General features: G+C 29.5%; 7 protein-coding genes and 1 tRNA gene. 6 read left to right on the forward strand and 2 right to left on the reverse strand.

What is annotated here, in order from left to right:
• Positions 1–409: 409 nt before the first annotated feature.
• Positions 410–483 (reverse strand) — tRNA-Ala (locus tag Q8S45_RS04865).
• Positions 484–565: 82 nt separating this feature from the next.
• Positions 566–1,882, reverse strand: a complete 1,317-nt coding sequence (gene ahcY, locus Q8S45_RS04870; protein WP_305601774.1) for an adenosylhomocysteinase — start codon at positions 1,880–1,882, stop codon at positions 566–568.
• 88 nt (positions 1,883–1,970) lie between these two features.
• Between ahcY and Q8S45_RS04875 the strand changes: the two genes are divergently transcribed.
• Genes Q8S45_RS04875 through Q8S45_RS04900 form a run of 6 tightly spaced genes read left to right on the forward strand, consistent with a single transcriptional unit; the run spans position 1,971 to position 5,366 of the window.
• Positions 1,971–2,600 carry a 4'-phosphopantetheinyl transferase superfamily protein gene (locus Q8S45_RS04875; RefSeq protein ID WP_305601775.1) on the forward strand — a complete coding sequence of 210 codons (630 nt, stop codon included), beginning with the start codon at positions 1,971–1,973 and terminating at the stop codon, positions 2,598–2,600.
• Positions 2,601–2,602: 2 nt separating this feature from the next.
• On the forward strand, positions 2,603–3,319 hold the full coding sequence (locus tag Q8S45_RS04880; RefSeq protein ID WP_305601777.1) for a geranylgeranylglyceryl/heptaprenylglyceryl phosphate synthase: 717 nt from the start codon (positions 2,603–2,605) through the stop codon (positions 3,317–3,319).
• A gap of 4 nt (positions 3,320–3,323) precedes the next feature.
• The gene (pnuC, locus tag Q8S45_RS04885) at positions 3,324–4,040 is read left to right on the forward strand and encodes a nicotinamide riboside transporter PnuC (RefSeq protein WP_305601779.1); all 717 of its coding nucleotides are present in this window, start codon (positions 3,324–3,326) and stop codon (positions 4,038–4,040) included.
• The gene (locus Q8S45_RS04890) at positions 3,995–4,657 is read left to right on the forward strand and encodes an AAA family ATPase (RefSeq protein ID WP_371132983.1); all 663 of its coding nucleotides are present in this window, start codon (positions 3,995–3,997) and stop codon (positions 4,655–4,657) included. The genes pnuC and Q8S45_RS04890 overlap by 46 nt, the downstream gene beginning before the upstream one ends.
• Positions 4,647–5,048, forward strand: coding sequence for an alternative ribosome rescue aminoacyl-tRNA hydrolase ArfB (arfB, locus tag Q8S45_RS04895; RefSeq protein ID WP_305601781.1), 402 nt, complete (start codon positions 4,647–4,649; stop codon positions 5,046–5,048). The genes Q8S45_RS04890 and arfB overlap by 11 nt, the downstream gene beginning before the upstream one ends.
• Before the next feature lie 45 nt (positions 5,049–5,093).
• Positions 5,094–5,366: a hypothetical protein gene (locus Q8S45_RS04900; RefSeq protein ID WP_305601783.1), complete on the forward strand. Its 273-nt coding sequence runs from the start codon at positions 5,094–5,096 to the stop codon at positions 5,364–5,366.
• The last annotated feature ends 123 nt before the right edge of the window (positions 5,367–5,489 follow it).

Raw genomic sequence — 5,489 nt, forward strand, 5'->3', positions numbered from 1 at the left:
GATTAATCATGTTTTTTATAATGTTTGAAATTCACTATAAATATACTGATTATCAGGCTTTTATGCAAATATTTTATTGCTTTTTATCATAAATTTTTTGCTTTTTTCTTGTGATTTTTAACCCTTAATTCGCATTAGTAACAAAACTATAGTAATGCAACTATTATTTTTATGACTTAAATCAGTTAAAAAATTCGAAGCAATTTAATAAAAAGATTCTAGAGTAAATAAAATAAAAAAGGAAACTTTTTTGAAAAAATGACAAATATTTTAAGAAAAGTGTCTATTTTAAAAGACAACTCTTGCAAAGTAAATACTTAAGAATACTGCTTAAGAAAAGTAGCGGTTTTAAAAGGTGAATTTGAAGCAGAAGTTGCACTAACAACAAAGAATATCCTGATTAAAAATGTGGAGAAGATGGGAGTCGAACCCACTACCTCTTGACTGCCAGTCAAGCGCTCTAGCCAGATGAGCTACATCCCCGTTAAACTAGATTACAAAAATAACTAAAAAAGCTTCGCTACCTAATAGGAACGAAGCTTTTTTCAATATTATTTTAATATTTCTAATATCTGTAATATTCTGGTTTGTATGGTCCCTCAACTTCAACACCAATATATTTAGCTTGATCTTCACGCAACGTTTCTAACTCAACACCAATTTTTGCTAAATGCAAACGAGCTACCTTTTCATCTAAATATTTTGGCAACATATAAACTTCGTTTTTATAAGCATCTCTGTTATTCCAAAGTTCCAATTGCGCTAAGGTTTGATTTGTAAAAGAATTACTCATAACAAAACTTGGATGTCCAGTTGCGCAACCTAAGTTTACCAACCTTCCTTCGGCCAAAATAATAATTTCATTGGCACCAATTGTATAAATATCTACTTGAGGTTTAATTTCAACTTTGGTGATTCCATAGGTTTTATTCAACCAAGCCATATCAATTTCATTATCAAAATGACCAATATTACAAACAATTGTTTTATCCTTCATTTTTAAAAAATGTTTCTCCTGAACGATATCCTTATTACCTGTAGTAGTAATAATAATGTCCGCATTACCAACAACGGTATTTAATTTTTTTACTTCAAAACCATCCATTGCCCCTTGTAACGCACATATTGGATCAATTTCAGTAACTGTCACAATAGATCCAGCGCCTTTAAAAGAAGCTGCTGTACCCTTTCCAACATCACCATAACCGCAAACTACAACGCGTTTTCCAGCTAACATTACATCTGTTGCTCTACGTATTGCATCTACCGCACTTTCTCTACATCCGTATTTATTATCGAATTTAGATTTAGTCACAGAATCATTTACATTTATTGCAGGCATTGGTAATGTTCCAGCTTTTACCCTATCGTATAAACGGTGAACACCAGTAGTAGTTTCTTCAGATAAACCATTAATTCCTGCTGCTAATTCAGGATATCTATCTAAAACCATATTAGTTAAATCTCCACCATCATCTAAAATTAAATTCAAAGGTTTTCTATCTTCACCAAAAAACAATGTTTGTTCAATACACCAATCAAATTCTTCTTCATTCATCCCTTTCCAAGCATAAACTGAAACTCCAGTAGCGGCAATTGCCGCAGCAGCCTGATCTTGTGTTGAAAATATATTACAAGAACTCCAAGTTACTTCAGCTCCTAAATCAATTAATGTTTCAATTAAAACAGCTGTTTGAATGGTCATATGCAAACAACCTGCAATTCTTGCTCCTTTTAAAGGTTTTTTACCTTTATACTCTTCTCTTAAACTCATTAACCCTGGCATTTCTGCTTCAGCTAATTGAATTTCCTTACGTCCCCATTCAGCAAGATTTATATCTTTTACTTTATATTGCACGTAAGTTGATGTTTCTGTACTCATAATTATTAAATTTGTTGGTTCATTTAAAATAACTGAAATTTTGTTATTTTAGATTTCGCAAAAGTACAAAATCCATTTGATAAACTAAATGCCTTTATTTAAAACTACTAAACCAAATAAATATACTTCAATTTTCATATGGAAAATTGAGGAGTCATTTGATGCTTTATCAGAAAATATAGCGCTCTCAGCCAATAGTAAAAAAAGATTGCTTTCTATGAAATCTGAATTACATAGGCGTGGATTTTTAAGTGTTCGCCATTTATTAAAAGCTGCTGGGTATACAGACTATGATTTATTTTATACTGATACCGGAAAACCTCACTTAAAAAATGGTAAGCGTATTTCAATAACACATTCATTTACTTTTTCAGCAATAATAATTAGTGACTTTACAGTTGGAATTGATATTGAAAAAACAAGAGAAAAAATTAAAATTATCCAACACAAATTTGTCAACTTCGAAAGAGGATTTATTCATAAGGACGATGATTATATTGAACAACTTACTGTAATTTGGGGAGCAAAAGAATCACTTTATAAAATTTATCCTCATGGTGGATTAACATTTAAAAACGATATTGATATCAACTCATTTAAAATTGCTGATAAAAAAACAACTGGTTATATAAAAGTGAAAAATTGGGATAAAAATTACGATATTCATTTTGAACAAATAGAAAATTTCACCCTAGTTTATGCCATAGAGCAACTTTAATAATGGATAAATTAATTTTAGAACACATACACTCTTCCATTAAAAATAAAAAAAAGCTTCTTGCTATTTTATTAGATCCCGATAAGTGTACTTTAGACGAAATCCCTGCGACCGTTGAAAGAATCATTAAATTAAGTGCTGATTTCATTTTTGTTGGTGGAAGTTTTGTTGAAAATGGTGTTACTGCTATTTTTGTAGAAACATTAAAAAAGAATACAAACCTTCCTATAGTTTTATTTCCAGGCGATTATTCTCAAGTAACTAATCATGCTGATGCCATTTTATTTTTATCGTTGTTATCTGGTAGAAATCCAGAATATTTAATTGAACAACAAATAAAAGCAGTTCCTTTTTTAAAAAATTCAACCCTAGAAATTATTCCAACAGGTTATATTTTAATAGATGGAGGAACAAATTCATCTGTTTTAAAAATTAGTAATACCTTACCTATTTCTCAAAATAATTTTGAATTAGCAGTAAACACAGCAATTGCAGGTGAGTATAAAGGTAAAAAACTAATTTATTTAGAAGCTGGAAGTGGGGCTAAAAACCTAGTTAATATTGATATAATTAAAAAAGTAAAAGAAAATATTTCCATTCCATTAATAGTTGGAGGAGGAATTAAAAATAAAATTCAACTCGAAAACGCATACCAAAATGGAGCTGATATTGTTGTTGTGGGTACAGCTTTTGAAAATAAAATAGACTTTAAAAACTAACCTTTTGAATGAATTAATTCACTTTTTTACAGAACCTTATCAAACCGCTTCAACCCTAAACATTTTATTAGAATTGATTGCAGCTTTATTTGGCGTAATAAGTGTTTTTTATGCCAAAAAAGAAAATATTTTGGTGTTTCCTACAGGAATTATTAGCACCGCAATTTATGTGTATTTATTGGCTCAGTGGAATTTGTATGGCGATTTAATTATAAATATTTACTATACCATTATGAGTTTATATGGTTGGTATTTGTGGAGCAAAGTTATAGATGATAAACAAAATCACATTCCAATATCAAGAACAAATACACTTGATAAATTTAAGGCTTTTGGTATCTTTTTATTTACATCTATTTTTGTAATTATGGTGTACAGGTATTACAATGTAATGCCAAATAATTTAAACTTTTCTGAAAGTGTAAATTATGCCTATACAAATATAACTTCAGGTAATTTAATTGATTTTAGAAAAATTACACCATTTTTAGATACCTTTACAACAGGCATCTTTTTTGCCGCAATGTGGCTTATGGCCAATAAAAAAATTGAAAATTGGACTTTTTGGATTGCTGGAAACATAGTTTCAATTCCGTTATACTTTGTTAAAGGATACGGTTTTACAGGAATTCAATATAGCCTATTTTTAGTATTAGCAATTTTAGGATACATGTCATGGAAAAAGCACTTGAACAAGAGCCAATTAATATCGTTAAAGTAGTTCTATTTGGACCCGAAAGCACAGGAAAAACAACACTTTCTAAACAACTAGCTCGTTATTATAATACTGTTTGGGCTCCTGAATTTGCAAGAGATTACCTGCAAACCAAATGGAATAATGAACGAAAAACGTGTGAACATTCCGATTTAATCCCTATTGCTATTGGGCAAATGAAATTGGAAAATGACTTAGCAAGGAAAGCTGATAAAATTCTAATTTGTGATACCGATTTATTAGAAACTAAAGTGTATTCTGAAGAATATTATGGTGGTTTTGTAGAGCCAGAATTAGAGAAAGCTGCCGTTAAAAATACCTACGATTTATATTTACTCACCTACATCGATACTCCTTGGGAAGAAGATGATTTAAGAGATAGGCCAGGTTTACGATTAAAAATGTTTAATGCATTTGAAAATACGTTAAAAAAATACAACAGGCCTTATATTTTATTGCGAGGAAATAAAGAAACAAGATTTGAAAATGCCGTTTTTGAAATTGATAAAATTTTGAAGGAAAAAACCAATTTAATAAGCTTTTCAAAAAATTTAGGCGACATCGATTTACATTTTTTACACCATCAACAAACGGATTCTAATATTGGTTATAATGATTATTGAAAACCTATTAAAGGAACTTGGTTTTAAATTTATTCGAAGTAGTGGTTCTGGAGGTCAGCACGTTAATAAAGTTTCATCAAAAGTAGAATTAACATTTAACCTTCAAAATTCAAATGAACTAAATGATGAAGAAAAACAACTACTATTCAAAAATTTAAGTTCAAAACTTACTAAAGAAAACGTGTTAATTTTAACTTGTGATGAAAGTAGAAGTCAGCATAAAAATAAAGAAATTGCTATTTCTCGTTTTTTAAACATTATTGTAGAAGGATTAAAAGTTCCTAAAAAAAGAAAAAAATCGAAACCAACAAAATCGAGCATTGAAAAGCGATTAGAGAAAAAGAAAAAAATAGCCTATAAAAAAGTGTTCAGAAAAAAACCTGAAATTTAAACGGACTCCCTAAATCTAAAAATCATCTGTTAAACAACTTAAAATATGTTTATTTCTCCTTTTCAAAATATTTCAAAACCTTCAGAAAAAAAACTAACAATCATATTGCTTGTTTCTTTGATTATTATGTTTTTAACCATGCGCTATTTTGACGCTCCTTTAAAAAATACTGAAGCTCCTTCTGGAATAATATCATTTGAATTCGCTAAAGACTTGTCGAAATCTGAAGCAATCCTAAATTCTTGGAATGCTTTAGCTAAAACTTCTGCTGGAATGAGTATGGGTTTTGACTTTTTATTTATTATTAATGCGAATTAAGGGTTAACAATTGGCTTTAAAAAACAAGCAGCAAGTTTTCCAAATATATGTACAATTAAACCTTTAAACGACCTGACTTTACTTGCATTTTGGATTTGAGTTTTTTCATTTATCCAATTAAAA

This window comes from Lutibacter sp. (genome assembly GCF_030692605.1).
Taxonomy (GTDB): domain Bacteria; phylum Bacteroidota; class Bacteroidia; order Flavobacteriales; family Flavobacteriaceae; genus Lutibacter.